Origin of the sequence: Acinetobacter sp. SH024, from assembly GCF_000163635.1 — a bacterium.
Taxonomy (GTDB): domain Bacteria; phylum Pseudomonadota; class Gammaproteobacteria; order Pseudomonadales; family Moraxellaceae; genus Acinetobacter; species Acinetobacter pittii.
The window spans coordinates 1-652 of sequence record NZ_GG753604.1; the positions used below are offsets into that span (position 1 = coordinate 1).

Here is a 652-nt window from a genome sequence, read left to right on the forward strand (position 1 = left end):
CCTGCCACGACTGTTGCAGTGGTGCCGTCAGGGAAGCTCACAGTCACTGTAGAACCAGGTTCTGCTGTACCGCTCACCGGGTCAGTTGCATTGATTGGATCAAGTACCAGGTGCATTTGGTGCGGTGGTATCAATGGTCACCACTGCTGTATCTGTACCTGCATTGCCTGCTGCATCTGTTGCAGTCACGGTAATGGTGTGTGGACCATCAGTTAACGCAGGAAGTGTATTGTCTGCAAGTGTCCAGGTGCCGTCACCATTGTTCACTGCCGGATAGTCAACACCATCCACATTGACAACCACAGTGGCTGTCGGATCGTTCACTGTACCAGTGAGTGCAGGTGTACTGTCATTCGTCAACACATCATCAAGTAGCAACCACTGGCGGTGTAATGTCGGCAGAGACTGTGCCTGTACCTGGCAATGAAGTATTGCCTGCAGGGTCAGTGCTGTTGCTGTAACCGTATCGCCATCCACCAGGTTGCCCGGGTTTGGTACTGACCATGTTCCGTCTGTGCCTGCCACGACTGTTGCAGTGGTGCCATCAGGATATGTCACAGTCACTGTTGAACCAGGTTCTGCTGTACCGCTCACTGGGTCAGTTGCATTGATTGGATCAAGTACAGGTGCATTTGGTGCGGTGGTATCAATT

1 pseudogene is annotated in these 652 nt (G+C 52.3%); it reads right to left on the reverse strand.

The features are described 5' to 3' along the window. Positions 1 to 652 (reverse strand): annotated as a pseudogene (locus HMPREF0013_RS24745) (Ig-like domain-containing protein); the annotation flags it as partial.